The following is a 24,422-nucleotide window of genomic DNA, read 5'->3' as shown; positions in this document are numbered from 1 at the left end:
TAATGAGTGTTATGCTTTTGCCTTCTTGGTCCAGGTATCTTTTAGCCCTACAGTCTTGTTGAATACAAGATGGTCTGTAGTAGAATCTGGATCAAGCATAAAGTAACCTGTGCGTTGGAACTGGAGATAATCTCCTGGTTTCTTCTCTGCAAGGAACTTTTCTACATAGCATTCAGTGCGTACTGATAGGCTTTGAGGATTTATTAATTCGCGGAAGTCACGCTCATCAGCAGATGGATTCTCTACATTGAAGAGACGATCGTACTCACGAACCTCAGCCTTTAAGCAGTGGTCTGCGCTTACCCAATGGAGAGTTCCCTTTACTTTACGATCAGAACCAGGCATACCGCTCTTGCTGTTCTCATCATATTCTGCCTGAATCTCAATGATATTACCTTCGGCATCCTTTGTACAACCTGTACATTTAATAATATAAGCGTTCTTTAAACGTACTTCCTTACCAGGGGTCATACGGAAGAACTTCTTAGGAGCATCTTCCATGAAGTCTGCACGCTCAATCCAAAGATTCTTTGAGAATGTGATAGTATGTTTACCATCTGCCTCATTCTCTGGATTGTTTATAGCCTCCATCTCCTCTGTCTTATCTTCTGGATAGTTGGTAATGACAAGTTTAACAGGATCAAGAACAGCACTAACACGTGTAGCTTTCTTATTTAAATCATCACGTACAGCCGCTTCCAATAAAGCAACGTCATTGAGCGCATCAAACTTTGTATAACCAATAGAGTCAATGAAGTTGCGGATTGATTCTGGAGAATAACCACGACGGCGCATACCACATAGGGTAGGCATACGGGGATCGTCCCAACCATTAACGAGATGTTCGTCTACAAGTGTATGGAGTTTGCGCTTAGACATTACTGTATATGTAAGGTTTAAGCGGTTAAACTCAATCTGCCTTGGACGATTGTCATGTAGATTGTCTGCTGTTCCGTCACATTCTTTGAGGAAGTCAACAAACTTATCATAGAGTGGGCGATGTGGTACAAACTCGAGTGTACAGATAGAGTGGGTGACACCTTCAAAGTAATCACTCTGACCATGTGCAAAATCATACATTGGATAACAATGCCACTTTGTACCAGTTCTGTGATGTGGTATCTGAATGATTCGATAGATGATAGGATCGCGGAAGTGCATGTTAGGATTAGCCATATCTAACTTAGCACGTAACACCATACTTCCTTCTACAGCTTCTGAGGTATTCATCTTTTCGAATAGGGCAAGATTCTCCTCAATTGGGCGATCTCGATAAGGAGATGCTGTTCCTGGAGTAGTAGGCGTTCCCTTCTGTTCTGCAATCTGCTCAGCTGTTTGTTCGTCTACGTATGCTAAACCTTTTTTTATCATCCAGATAGCAAAGTCCCAAAGTTTCTCAAAGTAGTCACTTGCATAATAGATATTGCCCCACTTGAATCCAAGCCAACTAATATCATTGAGGATATTCTCTACATATTCATTATTCTCTTTACTTGGATTGGTATCATCAAAACGTAGATTGCAAACGCCGTTATAATGCTCTGCAACACCAAAATCCATGCAAATAGCTTTTGCGTGTCCTATGTGGAGATAACCATTTGGCTCAGGTGGGAAACGTGTTTGAATGCGTCCTCCGTTCTTACCGTCTGCAAGATCTTCCTCTACCAGTTGTTCTACAAAGCTTAAACTTCGCTTCTCTTCATTGGTGTTATTCTCTATCGTAGTCATATTTCTTGTTTATTATTTAGTTGCAAAGTTACTTATTTTTTCTCGTTTATGATAATGTTTCCTAGAATTTAATAAAGTTGAAATAAGCATTTATTTATATTGTTCGATACAAATGTCCATTTTGTCGTTATGCTCTTTGATTGTATATAGAAAATTATTAAAACCTTGTGTTAATTATCTGATATGTAATAAAAAAAATAATATTTTATAATAAAAATAGTTGTGGAAAAGTTTGCGGGAGAAAAAAAAATACCTTATCTTTGCAATCGTTATCCTGAATACAATCTTTTTACCTTAAAGAAACTAATACCTATTGAGATTGAATGCCTGTCGCTGTGAAGCGTTAGGCATTTTTATTTTATCATTGTTCTAAAGGTGATAGTTCTTTGTATGAAATGATGGTTTCTCAGTTTAATAAGCATAGATGATTACTAAGAAATTCTTTTATCAAAAATGATGTTTTTGATTGTTTATAGTGGGAAAGTTCTTTATTATATGTATGTTACGTGTAATTTAAAAAGAAATCTTTTCTCGTAAGTTGTGTTTTCTCGTATAGATAATGTAACTTTGCAAGAAACTTATTAATTATGAAGAATTTTTTTAAGGACTTGAGGCGAAAGGATCACCCACATGTATTGGGTGCCTTGGATATTTTTAAATATATAGGACCTGGGCTATTAGTTACTGTTGGATTTATTGATCCAGGAAATTGGGCAAGTAACTTTGCAGCAGGATCGGAATATGGTTATGCCTTATTGTGGGTTGTAACCTTATCAACTATTATGTTGATAGCATTACAGCATAATGTTGCGCACTTGGGAATTGTGACGGGTTTATGTTTGAGCGAAGCTGCTGTGAAGTATGCTCCAAAATGGGTGGGGCGACCTATAATTATTAGTGCGATTCTTGCTAGTATATCGACATCGCTTGCCGAAATACTAGGTGGAGCAATTGCTTTGCAGATGTTATTCGGGATGAGTATTCCAACAGGTTCCGTACTTACTACTGTGGCTGTTCTTATCATGCTCTTTACAAATAGCTACAAGAAGATGGAACGTGCCATTATTGGTTTTGTATCAATGATTGGACTTTCGTTTATATATGAGTTGTTCTTGGTTGATATTCATTGGCCGTCAGCAATCGAAGGAGCTTTTGTGCCCACTGTTCCTCAAGGTTCCCTCTTGATTATTATGAGCGTATTGGGAGCCGTTGTAATGCCTCATAATCTTTTTCTCCATTCCGAGATTGTTCAGAGCCGTGAGATACATTTAAAAGGTGACGAGCGCATTCAGCACATGTTAAAGTATGAGTTTATTGACACCTTATTTTCGATGATAATAGGTTGGGCAATCAATTCTGCTATGATTCTATTAGCGGCGACAACCTTCTTTTCACATGGTCAGCATGTAGAAGAACTCTCTCAAGCACAAGCAATGTTACAGCCCCTATTAGGTAATAATGCAGCAAATATCTTTGCTATAGCCTTGTTATTGGCTGGAATCTCTAGCACAATTACAAGTGGAATGGCAGCAGGTAGTATCTTTTCTGGCTTGTTTGGTGAGTCATATAATGCAAAAGATACACACTCTATCTTAGGAATCGTTTTGTCGTTAGGCGTAGCTCTTTTGATCATATTCTTTATTGGCGATCCTTTTAAAGGTTTAATCATCTCGCAGATGTTCCTATCAGTGCAACTTCCTTTTACTGTTTTCTTGCAAGTGGGCTTAACATCTTCTAAGCGTGTCATGGGTAAATATGCTAACAGCAAAATCAATATGATCTTCTTGTATTCATTGGCAGGCATTGTTACATTATTGAATATTTGGCTATTGTTTGAGAGTGTATAGAACATGTTGTGCAAGCAAGTAACCATTTTGAAATGTTATTTTATAGTTAAAAGTGTAACTGATTAATTATTTTAACGATAAGACTATTCTTCCCAATGGCAGGTGTATATGGTGATTATAATGGTTACCTTGAGAAGGTAGGAAGCCAAGGTGGTTACTGGACTTCTACAAGTAATCCTAATAGAACACAGGCAAGTGCCTTCCAACCTCAATATATGACAAACGGTGCCCATATAGAGGTATCTCCTGGAAAGACAAGTTCGGCAATGCTTGCTAAGTATTTCATGTATAGCATCCGTCCAATTTATGTAGGACAGTAATATAGAAGGTCACCCAACAGACTCTTTCCCAACTCCTTCCCACGCAGGGAGGAGAGCAGACAAAACAATATCCTTGTGGATATGCACGTAGTGGGGAGTTGAAAGAAGGGGGACTAAGAAAAGAATATAAGTAAAAAGGGAAGATGTAAAAGATGATTTTACGACTTCCCTTTTTCTTTTGCCATGTCCTTCTATTCATTATTTCTCGGTTAAAATTCATTGTGCTTTAACCTTTTGTTCTCTCTTATTCTTTGATAGGTTAAGACTTCACAATTAGAATGATTGTGGATAGTTAGTGACAGATTGACTATTATTAGTTTTAGTGTTTGTATAAGCCAACTTTTACTAAGGATAATTATCCAAGGTTATCAACCTGAATCAGGAATTTATATAATGAATTAAGATGGGGTTAATATTCTTCGCGAACAATTTCAATTTTCTTCGCGAAGAATTTTATGTGCTTCTTAGTTGATAGAGTTCAAGAATATAAAAGCCCATCAACCTGCATCTTCTTCTTCATTTTCGATTGCCTTTGACGAAAGTACATTTCGTGGGGCACGAAAGTACATCTTGTGGGGCACGAAAGTATATATTGTCAATGACGAAAGTATATATTGTCATACACGGGATTCAAGGTGTATCTCTATTTGTGTATGAAAGCTTATACTAGGGAATTAAAAAACTTCTGAAAAACCAGATAGCTGGCATTTCAGAAGTTGAAATTATGTATAGCTAATTGTTGCGTTATTTTATTCCACGCTCATTGAGAGCTTTGGCATATTTTGCAGCATTCTCTTGATGCTCTTGATAAGTCTTTGCAAAGTTATGCGTTCCACTAAAGTCTTCTTTTGCACACATATAAATGTAGTCATGATGTACATAATTCAAAACAGCGTCAATGGCTGCAACAGAAGGTATGCGGATTGGGCCAGGTGGTAAGCCACGATACTTATATGTGTTGTAGGGATTATCAATGGTAAGCCACTTTTGGTATATGCGATGTGCCGTAAAGTTTTTAGTGGCAAACTTTATTGTTGGGTCAGCTTGTAGTGGCATATTGATGTGCAGACGATTGATATACATACCAGCGATTTTTGGCATTTCTGCAACATTTGATGTCTCTTCGTCAACGATACTTGCGAGTGTAATTACTTCGCTCTGCGTTAGACCTGCGGCTTTCGCTTTTTCTTTCCGTTCAAATGTCCAGAACTTTTTATTTTCTTCAGACATCTTGTCTAGAAACTTGTCTACTGATGTGTCCCAATAGAAGTCGTATGTGTTTGGGATAAACATTGCAGGAATTGTTTCTGGTGTGAATCCATATTTCTTACATGTGGTAGGTGAGGTTAGTCGTGCAAGTAGTTCACTGCGTGTAAACATCATTTTACTGCTTATCTCTTTAGCTAAGTCATTAAGCGTTCTAACTGGTTTAATAGTTAGTTTGACAGGAGCTTGCAAGCCGTTTCTTATATGTCTGAATGTTTGAAGTGAACCAGCTGAACCTACAGCGAACCTACCTGTACGGATATTATCACCATAGCCAGTGATTTTAGCTAACTGTTTGAATACCCAAAAGGCTTGTGGAGTAGAGAGTGGTTGCAGCTTAGTGTAGACAGAATCAGCGTTATCATTCTGATCAATCAGAATATATTGCTCTTTCCCTGTTCGCGACATTCCTGCAAAGAAAAGAAAGTAAATGATACCGATTAGTACAACAGCAATAGTTGTGAGTACCAATTTCTTTTTCGATTTCTTGTTATTCTTCGATTTGTTTGCCATCTTGTTATGCTTAATTTATCAATGTTGCAAAGTTACATAATTCTCCATTAAAAGTGTTGTTGTATGTGATATAGATCGATACTTTTTTTGAAATTTAAGAGAAAAGATAGTCTGTTTTCTCTATTATTGCGTAATTTTGTCCATCGTAAAACAAGGGATAATGAAGGATTTTGATACTTATATTTTCGATTTAGATGGGACGCTGTTAAGTAGTTTAGAGGATTTAGCAGCAAGTACGAATTATGCATTGCGATGGGCAGGAATGCCTGAAAGAACATTGGAAGAGGTTCGTATGTTTGTTGGTAATGGGGTTAAACTTCTGATGGAGCGTGCTATTCCTGATGGTCAGCAAAATCCTCGCTTTGAAGAAGTGTATGCAAAGTTTCGTGAGCACTATTTGAAGCACAATCTGGATAGGACTCATCCTTATGATGGTGTATTGGAACTTCTTGCAGAGTTAAAACGGCGTGGAAAGAAACTTGCTATAGTAAGTAATAAGTTTTATGCAGCGACACAGGATCTTGCTCATCATTTCTTTGCTGACACGATAGAAGTAGCTATTGGGGAACGGGAGAATATTCGCAAGAAACCAGCTCCTGATACAGTTCTCGAAGCACTTCGTCAGTTAGGTGCATCTAAAGACGGGGCGGTTTATATCGGTGATAGCGATGTGGATGTTATGACGGCAAAGAATAGTGGATTGCCTTGTATTAGTGTTCTTTGGGGCTTCCGAGATAAAGAATTCTTGATAGAACATGGTGCAACCTTGTTTGTGGAGACCCCACATGATATACTGTCTAAGCTCTAAAACGATTTTTGTCATGCTGTAAATTATGAATCTATTGTTATAAGATTTAATTTACGACATGACAAAAACTAATATTCTATCTACTTTGTAATAAAGCTCGTTTAATCATCGAGCAGTGTAGACGAACGTACACGGCTTAGTGTCTCTGGTGTCATCTGCAAGTAACTTGCAATGTAAACGAGTGGTGCTCGAAGTACGACTTGTGGATTTAATTTGCACATTCTCTTGTATCGAGCTTGTGCAGTTTCAAATCGAACAAGGTCTGCGTGTATCTGTGAAATGATTAGACTCTCTTCAAGGATTTTACGATATAGAATCTGTATGTTTACATTATGCAAAGCTACTTGTTCTAGTCTCTGTTTAGGGAGAGCATAAATAAGTGTTGGTTCCAATGCCTCCACCTGTAATTTCGTTGGTTCTTCTTGAAAGAGACTTTCGATACACATTATAACACCATGATCTTCTCCAAGGTGCTCTGTTATCTCTTTACCATTCTTAAAATAGAACTGACGTACAAGTCCTTTTTCTATATAATAAAAGTGCTTGCATACTTCTCCTTCATTGAGAATCATCTGCCCTTTGCTGAATTTCATTGGTACTAGGATACTCTCGAGGACATCTAATTCCTCGTGAGTCATAGTACTATATTTGCGTGCTAATTCACGTGCAATATCTCTAGTATCATTTGCTAATTCTTTCATTTTTCCTATCCTTTCTTTTTCTTATCCTTTAGTCTAATTTCAATACAGCAAGGAATGCTTTTTGTGGAACCTGTACATTCCCAATCTGTTTCATACGTTTCTTACCTTTCTTCTGTTTCTCCAAAAGTTTGCGCTTACGGCTAATATCGCCTCCATAACATTTAGCGGTAACGTCCTTTCGTACCTGCTTAACAGTCTCTCTTGCGACAATCTTAGCCCCGATAGCAGCTTGTATTGCAATGTCGAACTGCTGGCGAGGAATCAAATCCTTTAGTTTCTCACACATTCTTCTCCCGAATGTGACTGCGTTACTCTCGTGTGTTAATGTAGAAAGAGCATCTACAGGCTCTCCATTTAACAAGATATCAAGCTTTGCTAGTTTGGATGGGCGGAAAGAATCTATATGATAATCAAACGAGGCATAACCTTTTGAAATACTCTTTAATTTGTCATAAAAATCAATCACAATCTCACCAAGAGGAATCATGAAGATCAGTTCAAGACGATTACCACTTACATAGTTCTGACTTACTAATTCACCACGTTTATCAAGGCACAAAGTCATGATAGGACCAATATAGTCACTTGAAGTGATGATAGAAGCCTTTATAAAAGGTTCTTCAATATGATCGATCATTGTTTGATCTGGCAAACCAGAAGGATTATGAACTTCCTTCTCGTTGCCCTGCTTGTCATAAACCATGTAGCTAACATTCGGAACTGTGGTAATTACGTCCATATTAAATTCACGATCTAATCGTTCCTGCACAATCTCCATGTGTAATAGACCGAGGAATCCACAACGGAATCCAAATCCTAGAGCCTGTGAGCTTTCTGGTTGGAATGTAAGTGAAGCGTCGTTAAGTTGTAATTTCTCTAGAGAGGCACGAAGATTCTCGTAATCATTTGGATCAATAGGGTAGACACCAGCAAAAACCATTGGCTTTACTTCTTGGAATCCCTCGATAGCATGCTTGCAAGGAGCATCAATGTGAGTAACAGTGTCACCGACCTTTACCTCCGTTGCATTTTTTATGCCAGATATAATATACCCCACTTCACCTGTCGAAAGTTGTTTGGTGGGTACCATATCCATTTTCAATACACCCACTTCGTCAGCAGTATATTCCATCCCTGTTTGAACGAACTTTACTTTATCGCCTTTCTTTATGACACCATTGTCGACCTTGCAAAGGGTAATAATACCACGGAAGGAGTTGAAAATAGAGTCAAAGATAAGAGCTTGTAGAGGGGCATTAATATCACCTTTGGGAGATGGGATACGTTTAATAATTGCCTCAAGTATCTCAGAAACGCCTTCACCAGTCTTTCCGCTTGCCCTAATAATATCTTCAGGATCACAACCAATCAAGTCGACAATCTCATCTTCAACTTCTTCTGGCATTGCGTTAGGCATATCAATCTTATTGATGACAGGGATAATCTCTAGATTATGATCGATGGCCATATAAAGATTTGATATTGTCTGAGCCTGTACACCCTGAGTCGCATCAACAATGAGTAAAGCCCCTTCGCAAGCAGCAATACTACGTGATACTTCATAAGAGAAGTCAACGTGTCCTGGAGTATCAATAAGGTTTAATACATATTTTTCCTTATTGAAAGTATATTCCATTTGAATGGCATGACTCTTAATCGTGATGCCACGCTCACGCTCCAAATCCATGTCGTCAAGCATCTGCCCTTCAGTAATCTTGATAGTTTGGGTGTATTCAAGAAGACGATCGGCCAAAGTTGATTTACCATGGTCAATGTGGGCAATAATGCAGAAATTTCTTATATGATCCATCAGTTCGTTCTATAATTTGAGATGCAAATATAATCATAAATTCTGAGAATGTGGAATGATGAATTAGGAAATTAGCTATTTTTTGTTATCTTTGCAAAGAATATTTGATAGAGAATTAAGCTCGTTGGGAATCTACTTTATGATATATTCCAATGAAATAATAATAAAAGAATTAATTATGAAGCGTTTATTCTATTTTGCTTTAATGCTGGCACTTTGTTCTTCTTGTCATAGGAGCTTAGAAGATAGAGCAGCTCAGGAATGTAAAGAATATACAGAGAAAAAATGTCCAACTCCAGTAGTAGATAATGTACGGTTGGATAGTATGGTCTTTGAATCGACTACTCGAACCATTCATTATTATAATACGCTTGTTGGTACAGCTGATAATAGATTGGTTATTGATAAACAACAAGGTAAATTACGGCAAGCCTTGAAAGAAGGTTTAAGATCAGATGCAGGAACGAAAGCTTATAAAGATGCAGGCTTTAACTTCCAATATACCTACCATTCTGAAAAGAAGCCTTCAGAAGTGTTGTTTGATGCAACTTATACTACAAAAGATTTTCAATAGATAGATTCTTAATTACATTCAGGATTACTTCTAGTGCATACATCATGTGTTCCACATTCAAAGACTTACATTGCCATAGATCTGAAATCGTTCTATGCCAGTGTGGAGTGCGTTGAGCGTGGCTTGAATCCTTTGACAACTAATCTTGTCGTCGCAGATGTCAGTAGAACGGAAAAGACAATTTGTTTAGCAGTATCACCTTCTCTTAAATCTTATGGCTTACCAGGACGTGCACGTTTATTTGAGGTTGTTCAACGTTTGTGCGAAGTCAATAATAAACGAAAGGAAGAATTGTTAGAAGGAGGCTTTACTGGTAAGTCTTCCAATGTAATTGATTTAGAACAGCATAAGGATTGGGAAGTTGATTATATCACGGCAGTCCCAAGAATGGCACATTACATTCAACATAGTGCCAAGATATATAGTATCTATTTGCGATACGTAGCACCAGAGGATATACATGTGTATTCGATAGATGAGGTGTTTATAGATGCTACACCTTATCTTTATAGTTCTAAACTATCATCTCATGATTTTGCCATGAAGATGATTCGTGATGTTCTTCGTGAGACAGGGATAACAGCTACGGCGGGTATAGGAACTAACTTATATCTTTGTAAGGTGGCGATGGATATCGTGGCAAAGCATATACCTGCTGATAAGGATGGGGTTAGAATTGCAGAATTAGATGAACATAGTTATCGAAAAAATCTATGGAATCATAAACCACTTACAGACTTTTGGCGTGTAGGGCATGGTATTGCCCAACAATTATATGCTTATGGAATTGACACTATGGGCAAGATAGCTCGTTGGTCTCTTGAACATGAAGAATTATTTTATAAGCTCTTTGGCGTTAATGCAGAATTATTGATAGATCATGCTTGGGGCTGGGAACCATGTACAATGGAAATGGTGAAAGTTTATCGTCCTGAATGTAATTCTATGAGTAGTGGGCAAGTATTACATGAAGCTTATACTTTTCAGAAAGCAAAAGTTGTTGTACAAGAGATGGTTGATGCCTTGTCTTTAGATTTAGTTGAGAAACGTTGTGTTGCAGATCAACTTGTTCTTTATGTTGGATATGATAAAGATAGTTTGATATCAACGAAGGTAAATGATTATACTGGTCCGATATCTAAAGATTGGTATGGACGTAAAGTGCCTAAACATGCTCATGGTTCCGCTACTTTTCCTCATTTTACTTCTTCTTCACATATAATGACTCAAACAATTTTAAAGCTTTATGAAGAGATTGTTGATAGAAGATTGCTTATTAGACGAGTAAATATTTCATTGAATCATGTACTTCGAGAAGAATTTATCAATAATAGAACTCCAGAACCAGTTGAGTTGGATCTTTTTGCAGATAATGAAACCTTAATAAAGAAGCGTGAAAAAGAAAAGAAAGAACTAGCACGTGAACGGAGAATGCAAGAAACGATATTAAACATCAAACAGCGTTTTGGTAAGAATTCACTATTGCGAGGATTAAATTTTGAAGAAGGTTCTACGGCACGTGAACGTAATAAACAAATTGGAGGACATAAAGCATGACAGATAAGTATGATGACATAATCAATCTCCCTCATCATGTCTCTAAGCGACATCCACGGATGAGTCTTTATAACCGGGCTGCACAATTTGCGCCTTTTGCTGCGCTTACTGGATATGAGGAAGCTATTGCGAAAGTTATTCGTGATACAAATGCAAAGAAAGAAGATAATGAGATGGATATATAGTGCAATGTTTTATATCGAAGCCTTACATTGCTAAGTTTATCTCTTTGTGAATCTAATATTATCATAACCTACAAGTTTATCTGTTCTTCCACCTTGTGGGCGGAAATAAATAAGAGCTTGATAGCTATTCTCTGTTTGATAATGACTCTTATCAATGGTAAAGGGGACTAAGTTTCCTTGATTATTTACTGCTATGAATTGATAATTGTAATAACCCAACTTCAAAGGTAAGGCGGCTTCATAGCATTTCTTCGTAGGGTTATAGATCATTTCATATTGCGGTAATAAGCGACTGTACGTCCAATCACCATTTAAAAAGATATGATAAGGTGCTGGTTCTGGTACATTTAGTTGGAAATGCGTGATAACATAGTCACTTGTTGTATTGCTTTCTATATTATTTGAATTACGGATAAGGAAAGCACCATCAGCATCCTCTTCGTAGATATAATTTAATAATGGTGTTGTGATAAAAGGATAAGCATGGAAATTACTTCCATCCCAAGCTACATGATCTATGCCCATTGAAGCCACATCGGTCGATAGAAGTTCAAATTTACGATATTCGTTGCCTCCCCAGAAGATATAGTCCTTATCATGTATCCATTGTAAACCATTATTCATTACATATTGTGGTTTACTATTCCATCTAGCATCTAGCCAGTTACGATTTTGTAATACAACCGTTTTAATTTGTTGTTGTGGATTAGAAACAATGTAATTCCCATAATTTACAGCCATTTCTACCTGTTGGTGAGCATCATTAATCGTAGCATCCGTTTGAGTTGTCACACTCAGTTTAACGCCCATTGCGTTTTCGGCAGGCTCAATAAGCATAAAGCACGCAGTCAACAAAGGCTTTTTGTTATCATCAAAGACCGTTAATCTGTAATTACCTGAAATCTTTGGTTGACAATCCTTGTTTGGAATTTCTAGATGATAATGTGTGTATAAGGTGTTAGTTAAGGTAGACTCTTTTACATCGTCTATTAAATTATCATTGAGAAAGCCGTCGGCAATGTCACTATCAAAGAGATTTTCTGATGTTTTCCAGTCAGCTTCACAATGTTCTATACTATAAGTCATTCGTCGATAAGTATGCGTAAGATCATCAAAATCAATACTAATCTTGCCGCCGTTTAGATACATTATAGGTAATGTTAGCCAGTTCTGATTAGCAACGACCTGCAATGACCGAATATTATTATCGATAATCTCGTGTCTCTGTGCGGAGATACTTATAGGAAAGAATGATAATAAGAGGCAATAGGATGTAAGGAGCAGCTGTCTCATGCGTCTTCTTCCAAAATATTTTGAAGGAAACTATCTAAATCCTTGTCTAGTCCTTGCATAAGATCACCACCTATGATTCCTAAATCATCATCAACAAGATACAATTCCGTTATACAATTCTTATCATCATCTTCTAGCACGAAGCTATAAGGCTTCATAATAGAAAGATTCTCTATTATATCTTTAACACGATTCATCTCAGAACGCAGTACTAACGCTATTTCTGGATAAAAGTTATCGCTCTTATTATCAATCCATTCTTCGATAACACAACGAGTAATTTCGTTATCATTATCATCAAATGCCATCAGGTCGCCACTATCTTGAGAAGCGCGTAAATGGAGATCAGTCATAGACAGGTTACAATCACTTGCTGTGAATTTCTGTGCGATTTTCTTTAAGAAACGTTCAATTTGTTGCTGAGTCTGTTCGGTTACATTCATCGTTGGTATGATATTTATTTATATGGGGGCAAATATACAAAAAGTTTTCTGTTTTATATTATCTCGTCGTTTTTTTTACGTTCTTTTTTTGTTGATAATGAAAAAAGCGTTATCTTTGCAACGAAACTTATGGTTTTATTAACCTAAATAGAAGGTAATCTTAAAAAGCAAATGAAACAAACAATTCTTGTTACAGGTGGTACTGGTTTCATTGGTTCTCATACAAGTGTTGAACTGATAGAAGCTGGTTATGATGTCGTTATAGTAGATGACTTGTCTAATTCTAAGATTGAGGTATTAGATGGTATTGAAAAGATAACGGGTGTGCGTCCTACTTTTGAACAGGTAGACCTTCGTGATCGCAAAGCAACAGAAAATGTATTCCGTAAGTATCCTAAGATTGAAGGTATTATCCACTTTGCTGCCTCAAAAGCAGTAGGGGAGAGCGTACAGAAACCATTAATGTACTACAGAAATAATATTGTTTCACTGGTTAATTTACTTGAATTAATGCCTGAATATGGCGTTGAAGGAATTATTTTCTCTAGTTCTTGCACCGTATATGGTCAGCCAAATCCAGAGAATTTGCCAGTGACAGAAAATGCGCCTCATCAGAAAGCTACCTCACCTTATGGCAATACAAAGGAGATTAATGAGCAAATAATCCTTGACTACATCCATAGCGGAGCAAACATCAAGAGTATTGTTTTGCGTTATTTCAATCCAATTGGAGCGCATCCTTCAGCATTGATAGGTGAATTACCAAATGGCGTTCCTAACAATTTGATACCATTCGTTACGCAAACAGCGATGGGAATCAGAAAAGAATTAACCATCTTCGGTAACGATTATAATACACCTGATGGCACATGTATCCGCGATTATATCTATGTTGTTGATTTAGCCAAGGCGCATGTTGCGGCGATGAAGCGTATCTTAGATAATAAATCAGATAATATTGAATATTTCAACATTGGTACTGGTCACGGCAATACCACTCGTGAGATTGTTGAAACCTTCGAGAAAGCTACGGGCGTAAAGGTGAATTGGAAGTTTGGTCCACGTCGTGAAGGGGATATTGAGAAGATTTGGGGAGATTGCACCAAGGCTAATACTGTATTGGGTTGGAAAGCAGATACCCCTTTATCTGATGTTCTTGCATCTGCCTGGAAATGGCAAGAGAAGCTAAGAACAGATGGAGTGATGTAATTAAAAAAAAAGATACTGAATTAATTAATTATAATTTTCATATACAATAATTGCAGGGAATCCTGCTTTATTTTGTGTTTGTGTTGTTGTTATCCCTCGATGTGAATCGGGGGATAATTTTGTTTTGCGCTGTAATATCATCAAGTGATGAGGCTGTTTGAGAAATCAATAGACTACCTTTTCCCAAAAATAAAGACGCCACGAGCAAATTGCTCGTGGCGTATTGTTTCTAAGGAATGAGATTTAGCCAACTACTGGTCCATTCTCTTCGTGCTCGTTTTTCTCCTCTTTCTTCTTCTTCTTGCTTTTAGGTTTCTCCTGCGCAGCTACGCGGAAAAACTCTACATCCTTGAGTCTTCGGAAATCGGCGGTTGGAGTGAAGAGAATTTGCGTTTTGGAAATACATTCCGAAGGCCTGAAATCTTCTTCTTTCAGCACAGATTTTGAGGTGAATGTGGGTCGGAACGTACCGATTGGTCCCCCGTCGACAATGTAACCTCTCGAACAAAGTTCGTTTAACACTTTGCGGAAACGATAGAATACAGCCGCAATGTCAGCTTGACCGACGGTTGAATCGTCCGCCATGCGATCACATAGTTCATCAAAAGTGATATGATGTTTCTGACAAACAGGGTGAGCAACGAAGACTTCCTGATTTTTCTTTGCGCCAATACTAACCTTGCGCTTTGTTAAAGAGAAATCCATAAGCTAAATGGTTTTTAATGTGTTTTAAATAAATTAGAGTGGGGTATCTGCACACTTCACAGTACTTACACTCAGATTGTATGCCACAAATATAATGAAATTATTTGAATAAATAGGCAAAGGATACATATAATTTTATTTTTTTTTGTGATCCATTTTTCAGAAACCAATATTTAATTTTGAGTAATCGTATATTCATTTCTAAGAAATCGTATATTGGATTTACTAAAAACGTATATACATTTTCGATAAAACGTATATACGTTTTCATCAAAATGTATATACGTTTTTTCTGAATTTATTCTTGGTTTTGTATCTCGCTGATAGTCAGTAGCTTACGAAGGCATATAAAATGAGCTAAAAATGGGTGATTTTCGTGTGCAAAATGACGAAAAAAGAGAGTAGGAATTAAGCCTGCTATTCGTTAATAAGCCTAATTCCTACTCGGATATTGTTAGGTAAAATTAGTTTACTTCTTTCTCAATTCTTCCAAACTTGCTTTGAGGGCTGCAATCTTTTCTTCGGAATCGCTTTGCTTTTTGCGCTCACGTTCGATGACTGCCGCAGGGGCATGAGAAACGAAATTCTCGTTAGATAGTTTCTTCTTGATGCCAGCGAGGAAGCCTTTCAGATGGTTGAGTTCTTTCTCTTGCTTTTCGATTTCGGCTGCAACATCAATCAAATCGCCAACAGGTACGGCAAAACTGTCCGTTCCGACCATGAAGCCTGAGGCATCGCTGGGCTTCTCTGCAACCACTTCGATTGTCTTTAAGTTCGCCATCTTACGGATTACGCTGTTGTAAGCCTCGTAGTTATTTTGCCCAATGGCATTGAGTTCGAGTTCAACCTTAGGTGCGATATTCTTCTGATTGCGCACCGTTCTGACACCGCCGACGATTGCTTTCACCTGTTCTATGCCTTCGATTAACCGCTCTTCGTCCTTGGTTGGAGCTGGAAGTTTCAGTTCGTCACGCATAATGCTCTCGCTGTCCTTGCGGTCATAGATGTGCTGCCATAGCTCTTCGGTGATGAAAGGCATGAAGGGGTGGAGCATCTTTAACAGAGAATTGAAGAAATGAAGCGTCGCATCGTAGGTCACTTTGTCGATAGGCTTGCCATATTCTGGCTTAATCATCTCCAAGTACCAGCTTGAAAACTCGTCCCAGAAGAGGCGATAGACGGTCATCAATGCCTCGGAAATACGATAGCTCTTGAACTGTTCGTCCATCTCTTTGTTCACAGCTTTCAGTTTGGCATCGAACCATTCAACGGCGATTCGGCTTGCTTGTGGCTGTTCAATATCGGCAGTCTGCCAACCTTGTACGAGACGGAAAGCATTCCAAATCTTGTTATTGAAGTTACGTCCTTGCTCGCAGAGCGTCTCATCGAAGAGAATATCATTGCCGGCTGGAGCTGAAAGCATCATACCCATGCGCACGCCATCGGCACCATATTTCTCGATAAGCATAATCGGGTCAGGCGAATTGCCAAGACTTTTGCTCATCTTACGTCCGAGCTTATCGCGCACAATACCCGTGAAATAAACGTGCTTGAATGGGAATTTGCCACGATATTCATAGCCTGCCATGATCATTCGTGCCACCCAGAAGAAGATAATGTCTGGACCTGTCACGAGATCGCTCGTAGGGTAGTAGTAGTTTATTTCCTCATTATCGGGGTTGTTAATGCCATCAAACACAGAGATTGGCCATAGCCAACTGGAGAACCATGTGTCCATGCAATCGCTTTCCTGCTCTAAATCGGCTGCGGTGACGTTAGGATTCTTTTCTTTTGCGAGTTTCAATGCCTCGTCTGCGGTCTCTGCAACGACTGTAGCGTTCTTACCTTCTGCGTCCTTGAAATAGTAAGCAGGGATGCGATGACCCCACCAAAGTTGGCGACTGATACACCAGTCTTTGATGTTTTCAAGCCAGTGGCGATAGGTGTTTTTATATTTCTTTGGATAGAATTCTATCTCATCGTCCATGACTGGAGCGAGCGCAATGTCGGCAAAGTGCTGCATTTTGAGGAACCATTGTGTAGAGAGTTTCGGCTCGATAGGCACGTTGGTACGCTCCGAGAAGCCTACTTTATTGTCATAGTCTTCTACCTTTTCCATCAAACCAGCCGCCTCTAAGTCCTTAGATATCTGCTTGCGCACGTCCATTCTGTCTTGACCTACATACAAACCAGCCGCCTCAGAGATGGTTCCGTTATCATTGAAGATGTCGATTGTCTCTAATCCATGTTTCAAACCGAGCGCATGGTCGTTGACATCGTGTGCAGGAGTTACCTTCAAACAACCTGTTCCGAACTGAATATCGACGTATGAATCCTCGATAACTGGGATTACGCGGTTAACCAATGGTACGATGACATGCAAACCTTTAAGCCATGTGTTCTTCACATCTTCTGGATTAATACACATAGCCGAATCGCCCATAATTGTTTCAGGACGGGTCGTTGCAACCACGGCATAGTAACCTTTCTCATCTTTGTGCATTACATTGCCCTCGTCTTTGCGCTTCACTTTAGCCTGATCGTCGGCAGCAACATAATATTTAAGGTGATAAAGTTTAGAGTGTTCATCCTTATAAATCACCTCCTCGTCCGATAGAGCAGTCTGTGCCTGTGGGTCCCAATTTACCATTCGTACGCCACGATAGATATAACCTTTATTATATAAGTCGCAGAATACCTTAATAACACTCTTACTTCTGGTGTCATCCATGGTGAAAGCAGTACGATCCCAATCGCAAGAGCAGCCCAAACGGCGCAACTGTTTCAGGATAATACCGCCATGCTCATGCGTCCAATCCCACGCATGCTCAAGGAATTGTTCACGGGTAAGGTCGGTCTTTTTTATACCTTCCTGCGCCAACTTGTTTACAACCTTTGCTTCGGTAGCAATACTTGCATGGTCAGTACCTGGAACCCAGCAAGCATTTTTACCCTCCATGCGCGCACGTCTTACAAGAATGTCCTGAATAGTGTTGTTGAGCATGTGTCCCATGTGGAGTACACCAGTAACATTTGGTGGCGGAATCACCACAGTATAAGGCTCACGCCCATCAGGTTTAGAACTAAATAGCTTATTGTCCAGCCAATACTGGTACCATTTTGATTCCACAACCTGTGGATCATACTTGCTTGCTAATTCCATTGTTTCGTATATTTTTTTATTCTTTATTATCATAAAATGCGGTGCAAAAGTACAAAAAATCCGCTTAAATAGTGTATCTTTGCAGCGATATTAGTACTCCCAGGTAAGTACTTTAACGTTTATCTTTAACTTTAAACATCAAGACATTGCATACAAAAGAAGAAAAATTAAAAGCCTTTGCACGTTTGTTGGATGTCCAGGAACGTCTTCGCAAGGAGTGCCCTTGGGATAGAAAACAAACCAATGAGAGTCTTCGTCCTAATACTATTGAAGAGACTTTCGAGTTAGCTGATGCTCTTCTCAAGAACGATTCAAAGAATATCTGTAAGGAATTGGGAGATGTTATGGAGCACGTTGTGTTCTATTCAATGCTCGGTCAGGAGAAAGAAGAGTTTGATGTTGCTGATGTTTGCAATGCGCAATCAGATAAATTGATGTTCAGACATGATTTTATTAACTGGACAGGATGGGATGTTTCTCGCTCGGATATGGCTGTAAATGCTAATGGGCAGGTGGTTTACAAAGATGAATTGAAACAGCAAACAAGCGATAATCAGCAAACAGCACCTAATACAGCAACGCAAGTTGAATCTACTTGGGAACAGCGAAAACAGCGCGAAAGAGATGGAAATAAGTCTGTTCTCTCTGGTGTCCCAGAATCATTGCCAAGTCTTATAAAGGCTTATCGCATACAAGACAAGGCTCGTAATGTGGGTTTTGATTGGGAAGAAAAAGAGCAGGTATGGGACAAGGTTTATGAAGAGTTAGGCGAGTTGAAGGCAGAACTGCAGAAAGAAGATAAAGAGCGTTCAACCGAAGAGTTTGGCGACTTTATGTTTTCGCTTATCAATGCAGCCCGTCTCTATCATATTAATCCTGATAATGCACTCGAACATACGAATCAGAAGTTTATAAAACGATTTGATTACATCGAAAAGAAAGCACGTGAGAAAGGTGTCTCTATAAAGGATTTGACGCTTGCGGAGATGGATCAATATTGGGAAGAAGCAAAGAAACTATAAGAACTAAAGATTTTAAGCATATGAAAAGGAGTTTTTATTTAGTTATTTCATTGATTATCCTTGCTGCTGTTTACGCTTGTAAGGATAATAAGGCAAAGTCATCATTGGCTCAAGCAAGTGGTAGTACCGATTCTTTGACTGTGGGCGATAGTACTGTTTATGGTACTATGGTTGACGGTGGTATGAATTCTTTAATCCTACTTACGGATAAAGGTGATACGGTTGAGTTCTTAGTAAATCCAGATGACACAATCGATGTTGTGAAAGGTGGAAAGATTCACGGCGATCGCTTTGCCGTGATTGGGTATAAGGAATATGGCGATAACTTCATGCGTTCAGCCATTAACCTAACTTCTCTATTAGGAAATTGGACAAGTCTTGATCGCAACTTCGAGATTAAAGAGGGTGGAACGGTTAGTTCCAGTCTTCAGTCGGAGAAGAGTCCTTGGACTTCATGGAAGATTTGGAATGGTAAGTTGATATTATCAAAAGATACCTTTGACGTTGATAACCTCGGTGCTGACTCACTATCATTAGAAAATCACAATGGTATTTTTGTCTTTACAAGAGGAAAGTAAGATTTAACTGATAAAACATTATAATGCTCGTGTCGTGTAATAGCTCTTTGAATGAGATTTAGCTAAGCGATTCGAGCATTTTCATATTCGTTAGTATTGCTGTATGGAACCATTTACTGTACGTATTTTAGGCTGTGGAAGTGCCTTACCTACATTGAGACATTATCCTTCTTCGCAGGTTGTTGAACTGAGAGAAAAGCAATTTATGATTGATTGTGGAGAAGGAACGCAGATACAATTACGTAGGTTGCACATCCATTTCTCTAGAATTATAGCCGTATTCATTAGTCATCTTCATGGTGATCATTGTTTTGGATTACCAGGAATGTTGTCTACATTTGGTATGACGGGGCGCACCGCACCTCTACATATCTATGCTCCTTCTTCTTTTGAGCCTATCCTTCAGCAAACACTCGACTTCTTTTGTCAGGGATTAGGGTTTGAGGTAATATTCCATGGCTTAGATACAACTCAACAGAAAGTGATTTATGAAGATCGTAGTCTGACAGTTGAAACGATCCCTTTGCAGCATAGAGTAGAATGTTGTGGATTCCTTTTTAGAGAGAAACAAACGCTTCCGCATATTCGTCGAGATATGATTGATTTCTATCATATCCCAATCAGTCAGATTAATAACATAAAGAATGGTGCCGATTGGATCACTCCTGATGGAGATATTATTCCGAACGATCGACTAACATCTCCTGCTACTCCTGCCCGTAGTTACGCTTATTGTTCCGATACGAGATATATTAAGTCGCTTTCTAAGCAAGTTCAAGGAGTTAATACGCTTTATCATGAAAGCACATATCTTGCGAAGGATGCCGATCGTGCTAAGCTCTATTGGCATAGTACGTCAGAACAAGCTGCGAAGGTAGCACATGATGCAAAGGTTGGTAAATTACTTTTAGGTCATTATTCTGCTCGATATAATAATGAAGAGCAACTATTGAAAGAATCTCAAGCTATCTTCCCGAATACTATCTTATCACAAGAGGGGATGGTCATTGATGTTTAAGACAAATAGGACACATATTCCTTGTTTCCACCTTTATTATATAGTAAACACCTGGTATCTCTCTATCTAACTTCTTCCAATCACCAATAAAATCCTCCTGTAAATTCTCCAGCAAATTTCCCACAAATCCCCCACAAATCCCTAGCAAACAGTACTTTCTACTCCCCTCTCCATTCGGAGAGGGGTTGGGGGTGAGGCTGTAGAGGGGGCGGGGGTGAGGCTTTTTCTTTTGTTTTTATTTGGCTAGTTAATTTATTCTTCTTACCTTTGCCGCCGTGAAACAATTAGCAATGACATATCAAGTGAACGAAGTACTGCAAAGAATTATCGAATTCTTTGCATCTTTTTGCACTTTATCTTTGGTCAATCCAAATAATTTGCTAACACACACACACACACACACACACACAATATGCGCACCTAGCGTCTAATAACACATTTTTTCTTCTCGCATACGCGCGCGCGAAGCGTGCCGTAACCCCTGTAAACAAAGGACTTCTAGGAGTTTCCTTTGTTCGCTTTTTTATGCCCTTTTGTGAACTCGATTTTAAGCAAAATAAGAACGAAATAACAACTATTTTAATCAATGAAGTAATGAGAAAAAAGCAAGTAAAGAAGAGTTATTCTACACCAGAGTGTATGATAATTCAAGTCAACGAAGCCACTTATTTGATGGACACGTCTTTCCCCAGTCAGCACAGAAAGGCAAACCATGCTACTGGTCCAGCTGCTTCTGCCAAAGAGTCAGGCTTATGGAATGATGAAGACTTAGAAGATAAAAGCACATCTTCATGGGAAGACTAATAGAGAGTTATTAACAAACAGAACAAAGTAACAATGAAGCAAACAATGAAACAACATTCATTCACATCACAACTAAAGTCCTTGGCTGTTGTATTTGGTATAGCCTTGACTTTTGCATCCTGCGCTAATGAGGATGTAGCACAGAACCCAACGAACCCCAATGAGGATAACGACAAGAACCTAACCACTTTCGTAGCAGGTGACGAGACAAAGACCCGCACATCGCTAAATTATAACAGTAGCGACTTCTATTGGGAGGCAGGCGATTATATCTACGTTAAGGACGACGATGGCGTATTACGAAAGAGCACGAACGCACCAGACAAAAAGGTAGCTTCTTTCAGTTATAAAGTTCCAGGTAAGTTTACTGCAAGTAGTAGTTATAAAGTTTATTATTTCGGTAAGAACAGTAGCAATAACCAAGTGGTTATTCCAGTTGCCCAAAGTCAGTCAACACCAAATAACACTGAGCATTTTGGCGTATCTGGCGACTATGGTACAGCAACGGCTACAGGAACCTTAGGAGGTAAGTCTTTTAGCTTCAAGTTAGAGCATCAAGCAGCTTACCTTGTATTCCACCCTTATGTAAGTAATACATTGTTGCAGAACTGCTACTTAACCAAGATAGAAGTAAGTTCAGATAATGACATTGCAAGCACTTATACCTTGAACGCAAGTACAGGCACGTTGGAAAGTGTCAGTACAGGTGTAGAAGCTGATAAGAAAATAATTCTTAGTACTAAAGGTAGCGGAGCTTATTCCCATGGCTTTCCTTTGAATACGGCAACTGATAATGTAGCAGTTAATGGCGCCTACATGGTTATTAAGCCAGGAACCCATACTTTGAAGGTACGATATTGGTTAATGGATATTTCAACAGGAATAGGAGGTACTATTACAAAAGCATTTAAGGCTTTCACCTATAGCGAGAATAGCTATTATGATATAGATGGCAACCTTAACATACGTGATTACGATGGTGACCATTATTATATGTGGGATGCCCAGGAGCAATACTGGAAGGGTCACGAATGGTGGTCAGGCAATAAAGACCAGCCAGTGGTGAACATGGGCAGTAACGGCAACTACGCCAATAGCTTCACAGACTCTCGTTTTTTTCACAGGGGAGGTGGCCCAAGTGTTAGAGTCGATGCAACTCAGAGTTGCGCAGGTCTTCCCAACGCTAACGAGATGTCTTGGTACGCCATGTACGGCGATCCTCGTTGGGACTATGACGAGCTATGGACTACTATGGGTCATTTATATAAAGGTGGCATGTGGTTTAAGAAGAAGTCTGTGCTGCAAGCCGAGCATCATTACGACACCGAGAAATCTGCCGACGGTACAACCGACCTACGCACAACAACAACATGGAATAGTTACAGCAACAGCAACAGTAGTATCTACGACTCCGGTCTTCCTTCCGCTGCCGACGCTGGTAATTATTTCTATCTGCCCGTCTTGGGTTACTACTTCCTAGGTAAGCTGTCCGGCGTTGGCAGCCAGGGCAACTATTGGTCGTCTAGTGCTGACCCGGTGGGCGGCTACCGCGCGTACAACCTGTACTTCAACGATCATGGCGTTCGCGTGGAGAGCTTCGACCGCATCAGCGGGTACAGAGTCGGGGCGTTTAAGTAGTCCTTGCGCTTGTTCGCGGTCTGTTTTGTACCCAACGAATGGGTAGAGTTGTACCCAGCGAAGAAGTACGATCGTACCCAGCGAATGGGTAGGAGTCTACCCAACGAATGGGTACGACGCTACCCAGCAGCTGGGTACAAGACTACCCAACCGCTGGGTATAAAAACACATGAAAAAGGCATCAAAACGATGTTGATATATTAATCTAATGTTTAATTAAAAACCAGATCAAAATGATTGAATTCAAAGTTGTGCCTCGTAAGGCGACTATGGGAAAAATGAAGGGTAAAATGGTATATATCGCCGCACCAAAAGGTCAGCAGAAGATCTCACCCGAAATGGTGTTGGAACGCATTGTTCGCGAAACCTCATTGACAGAGGGTGATGCACGTAATGTGATTATCACATTGCGTAACCTAATCCTCGAATGTGCACGTATGGGGACAGGCTTAGACCTCGGTGACATCTTCTCTTTGCGTGTGAACGTTCCCTCGAAGATGGAAGAAAATGAGAAGGACGTATGTGCCAAGAGCCTTAAAACTCCGAAGTTGACATTGACTTGGAAGAGTCCGGTGCGCAAGGCATTAAAGGAGTTGCAGGTGGATGTGGATAATCCAGCGCGGAAGAAGAAAAGCCTCACCCCCGCCCCCTCTCCGAATGGAGAGGGGAGTGAAGAGAACCCAGGACCACAGGCAGGGTAAAAGCCCCCTCAAAAAGCCTCCCCAAGCCCCTCCAAAGGAGGGGATGTCCCTAAGTCCGCTCATATATATATGGTTATTTCAAACTGTATGCAATAAGGACATCCCCTCCTTTGGAGGGGCTTGGGGAGGCTTCCTTTTAGGGGGCTTTCTTTTTTATACCACGGGAGCTTTTTTAGATTGATTCAGGGTATCAATCGTTCTGTAATAAGACAATCGATTATATTAATTGTGAAATTAATGTCTTTCAAAACTAGTGTATTAATTTGGTTCTCTCGCTCTCGTGGTACAGCCTCACCCCAACCTAACGGGGTGGGGCTTTTGTGTAAGACAGAAGAACATGGGATTTAGAGACATAATACCATAAAGACATATTTTTCAATGACATAAGTTTTGGAGACATAGTAACAGAAGAACTCTAAGTTTGCAGCAAGAAACTTAAACAGGGTATAATCCCCTTTAGGAAGCAAGGTTGATTCATTACCTTTGTTGTCAAAAGGAAGAACCAGCCTACAGGATAGGGAAACTATAGAAGGACTAGG

At 39.4% G+C, this 24,422-nt stretch carries 22 protein-coding genes; 13 read left to right on the top strand and 9 right to left on the bottom strand.

The features are described 5' to 3' along the window. Nucleotides 1-9: 9 nt before the first annotated feature. A complete protein-coding gene (locus F0475_RS08035; protein WP_155716234.1) occupies nucleotides 10-1,728 on the bottom strand; it encodes a glutamine--tRNA ligase/YqeY domain fusion protein in 1,719 nt (572 codons plus the stop codon). Nucleotides 1,729-2,315: 587 nt separating this feature from the next. Between F0475_RS08035 and F0475_RS08030 the strand changes: the two genes are divergently transcribed. Both F0475_RS08030 and F0475_RS08025 read left to right on the top strand, forming a co-directional pair. Further along, nucleotides 2,316-3,575, top strand: coding sequence for an Nramp family divalent metal transporter (locus tag F0475_RS08030; protein ID WP_155716233.1), 1,260 nt, complete (start codon nucleotides 2,316-2,318; stop codon nucleotides 3,573-3,575). A gap of 95 nt (nucleotides 3,576-3,670) precedes the next feature. Beyond that, nucleotides 3,671-3,895 (top strand): hypothetical protein, encoded by a 225-nt coding sequence (locus F0475_RS08025; RefSeq protein ID WP_155716232.1) that lies wholly within the window; start codon nucleotides 3,671-3,673, stop codon nucleotides 3,893-3,895. Between the two features lie 744 nt (nucleotides 3,896-4,639). On the opposite strand, the gene mltG is transcribed toward F0475_RS08025, so the two are convergent. Next, the gene (mltG, locus tag F0475_RS08020; RefSeq protein ID WP_155716231.1) at nucleotides 4,640-5,674 is read right to left on the bottom strand and encodes an endolytic transglycosylase MltG; all 1,035 of its coding nucleotides are present in this window, start codon (nucleotides 5,672-5,674) and stop codon (nucleotides 4,640-4,642) included. A 160-nt stretch (nucleotides 5,675-5,834) separates the two neighbouring features. Here mltG and F0475_RS08015 point away from each other — a divergent pair, with 160 nt between their 5' ends. After that, nucleotides 5,835-6,482 (top strand): HAD family hydrolase, encoded by a 648-nt coding sequence (locus tag F0475_RS08015; protein ID WP_155716230.1) that lies wholly within the window; start codon nucleotides 5,835-5,837, stop codon nucleotides 6,480-6,482. A gap of 101 nt (nucleotides 6,483-6,583) precedes the next feature. Here F0475_RS08015 and F0475_RS08010 read toward each other — a convergent pair whose 3' ends face one another. Then, the gene (locus tag F0475_RS08010) at nucleotides 6,584-7,183 is read right to left on the bottom strand and encodes a Crp/Fnr family transcriptional regulator (RefSeq protein ID WP_155716229.1); all 600 of its coding nucleotides are present in this window, start codon (nucleotides 7,181-7,183) and stop codon (nucleotides 6,584-6,586) included. A 28-nt stretch (nucleotides 7,184-7,211) separates the two neighbouring features. Continuing rightward, nucleotides 7,212-8,993 carry a translation elongation factor 4 gene (lepA, locus tag F0475_RS08005; protein ID WP_155716228.1) on the bottom strand — a complete coding sequence of 594 codons (1,782 nt, stop codon included), beginning with the start codon at nucleotides 8,991-8,993 and terminating at the stop codon, nucleotides 7,212-7,214. 178 nt (nucleotides 8,994-9,171) lie between these two features. Here lepA and F0475_RS08000 point away from each other — a divergent pair, with 178 nt between their 5' ends. The 3 genes from F0475_RS08000 to F0475_RS07990 are packed head-to-tail and all read left to right on the top strand — an operon-like array spanning nucleotide 9,172 to nucleotide 11,309. Beyond that, nucleotides 9,172-9,567: a hypothetical protein gene (locus F0475_RS08000; RefSeq protein ID WP_155716227.1), complete on the top strand. Its 396-nt coding sequence runs from the start codon at nucleotides 9,172-9,174 to the stop codon at nucleotides 9,565-9,567. Between the two features lie 33 nt (nucleotides 9,568-9,600). Beyond that, the gene (locus F0475_RS07995; RefSeq protein ID WP_317163205.1) at nucleotides 9,601-11,124 is read left to right on the top strand and encodes a Y-family DNA polymerase; all 1,524 of its coding nucleotides are present in this window, start codon (nucleotides 9,601-9,603) and stop codon (nucleotides 11,122-11,124) included. Next, complete coding sequence (locus F0475_RS07990) at nucleotides 11,121-11,309, top strand: hypothetical protein (RefSeq protein ID WP_036895485.1); 189 nt, start codon at nucleotides 11,121-11,123, stop codon at nucleotides 11,307-11,309. The genes F0475_RS07995 and F0475_RS07990 overlap by 4 nt, the downstream gene beginning before the upstream one ends. 36 nt (nucleotides 11,310-11,345) lie before the next feature. On the opposite strand, the gene F0475_RS07985 is transcribed toward F0475_RS07990, so the two are convergent. Both F0475_RS07985 and F0475_RS07980 read right to left on the bottom strand, forming a co-directional pair. Beyond that, nucleotides 11,346-12,602 carry a type IX secretion system plug protein gene (locus tag F0475_RS07985; RefSeq protein ID WP_155716226.1) on the bottom strand — a complete coding sequence of 419 codons (1,257 nt, stop codon included), beginning with the start codon at nucleotides 12,600-12,602 and terminating at the stop codon, nucleotides 11,346-11,348. Next, nucleotides 12,599-13,045, bottom strand: a complete 447-nt coding sequence (locus F0475_RS07980; protein WP_155716225.1) for a hypothetical protein — start codon at nucleotides 13,043-13,045, stop codon at nucleotides 12,599-12,601. Before F0475_RS07980 ends, F0475_RS07985 begins: the two co-directional genes overlap by 4 nt. Before the next feature lie 171 nt (nucleotides 13,046-13,216). On the opposite strand from F0475_RS07980, the gene galE reads away from it, so the two are divergent. Further along, on the top strand, nucleotides 13,217-14,254 hold the full coding sequence (gene galE, locus F0475_RS07975) for a UDP-glucose 4-epimerase GalE (RefSeq protein WP_155716224.1): 1,038 nt from the start codon (nucleotides 13,217-13,219) through the stop codon (nucleotides 14,252-14,254). A 243-nt stretch (nucleotides 14,255-14,497) separates the two neighbouring features. Here the strand turns inward: galE and F0475_RS07970 are convergent, their stop codons facing one another. Then, nucleotides 14,498-14,959: an HU family DNA-binding protein gene (locus F0475_RS07970; RefSeq protein ID WP_155716223.1), complete on the bottom strand. Its 462-nt coding sequence runs from the start codon at nucleotides 14,957-14,959 to the stop codon at nucleotides 14,498-14,500. Nucleotides 14,960-15,428: 469 nt separating this feature from the next. Then, nucleotides 15,429-18,122 carry a valine--tRNA ligase gene (locus F0475_RS07965; protein WP_155716222.1) on the bottom strand — a complete coding sequence of 898 codons (2,694 nt, stop codon included), beginning with the start codon at nucleotides 18,120-18,122 and terminating at the stop codon, nucleotides 15,429-15,431. 146 nt (nucleotides 18,123-18,268) lie between these two features. Between F0475_RS07965 and mazG the strand changes: the two genes are divergently transcribed. The 6 genes from mazG (at nucleotide 18,269) to F0475_RS07935 (ending at nucleotide 23,883) form a co-directional block, all read left to right on the top strand. Next, complete coding sequence (gene mazG / locus F0475_RS07960) at nucleotides 18,269-19,144, top strand: nucleoside triphosphate pyrophosphohydrolase (protein ID WP_155716221.1); 876 nt, start codon at nucleotides 18,269-18,271, stop codon at nucleotides 19,142-19,144. Nucleotides 19,145-19,164: 20 nt separating this feature from the next. Beyond that, the gene (locus F0475_RS07955) at nucleotides 19,165-19,722 is read left to right on the top strand and encodes a lipocalin-like domain-containing protein (RefSeq protein ID WP_009435277.1); all 558 of its coding nucleotides are present in this window, start codon (nucleotides 19,165-19,167) and stop codon (nucleotides 19,720-19,722) included. Nucleotides 19,723-19,825: 103 nt separating this feature from the next. After that, nucleotides 19,826-20,740 carry a ribonuclease Z gene (locus tag F0475_RS07950; RefSeq protein ID WP_155716219.1) on the top strand — a complete coding sequence of 305 codons (915 nt, stop codon included), beginning with the start codon at nucleotides 19,826-19,828 and terminating at the stop codon, nucleotides 20,738-20,740. Nucleotides 20,741-21,334: 594 nt separating this feature from the next. Further along, nucleotides 21,335-21,544, top strand: a complete 210-nt coding sequence (locus F0475_RS07945; protein ID WP_234422979.1) for a hypothetical protein — start codon at nucleotides 21,335-21,337, stop codon at nucleotides 21,542-21,544. Nucleotides 21,545-21,577: 33 nt separating this feature from the next. Next, on the top strand, nucleotides 21,578-23,182 hold the full coding sequence (locus F0475_RS07940; RefSeq protein WP_155716217.1) for a hypothetical protein: 1,605 nt from the start codon (nucleotides 21,578-21,580) through the stop codon (nucleotides 23,180-23,182). A 233-nt stretch (nucleotides 23,183-23,415) separates the two neighbouring features. Continuing rightward, nucleotides 23,416-23,883, top strand: a complete 468-nt coding sequence (locus F0475_RS07935; protein WP_155716216.1) for an HU family DNA-binding protein — start codon at nucleotides 23,416-23,418, stop codon at nucleotides 23,881-23,883. A 344-nt stretch (nucleotides 23,884-24,227) separates the two neighbouring features. On the opposite strand, the gene F0475_RS11850 is transcribed toward F0475_RS07935, so the two are convergent. Next, nucleotides 24,228-24,422: hypothetical protein (locus F0475_RS11850; RefSeq protein WP_234422978.1), on the bottom strand; the 195-nt coding region annotated here is incomplete at its 5' end.

It is taken from the genome of Prevotella vespertina (assembly GCF_009728485.1).
GTDB lineage: Bacteria > Bacteroidota > Bacteroidia > Bacteroidales > Bacteroidaceae > Prevotella > Prevotella vespertina.
Note: the sequence above shows the minus strand (reverse complement) of the source record. Positions and strands in the feature narration are given on the sequence as shown.